This is a genomic window from Dellaglioa sp. CoH-57-MRSF-21 (assembly GCF_056781915.1).
Genome location: NZ_JBXAXU010000239.1, coordinates 1 through 243 on the forward strand (window position 1 = coordinate 1; position 243 = coordinate 243).

Below are 243 nucleotides of genomic sequence, written 5' to 3' on the forward strand. Positions count from 1 at the left end.
GTTCCCTGGCAGCCTGCTCGGATGGGGCGGTATAGACCGGCTTGAGGGCTTTCACGATCCCGTCGCGGTGCTGCAGGCCGGCACAGCGGAACGAGTTGCGGATCAGGTGGACCACGGACTGCTGGACGATCGTGTGCTCCCAAGTCGTGGTGATCGCCTCCGGCGGCCCCTTCAACCCGTCACAGACGGCGATCAGGGCATCCTCGACGCCGCGGTTCCTCAGCTCGCTGAACACCTGCAACC

The 243-nt window shown here is 65.8% G+C and carries 1 protein-coding gene; it reads right to left on the bottom strand.

The window, feature by feature from the left end; all coding sequences use genetic code 11:
• The coding region (locus AC1RPQ_RS08630) for a transposase (protein WP_481762371.1) at positions 1 to 243 on the bottom strand (243 nt) is incomplete at both ends.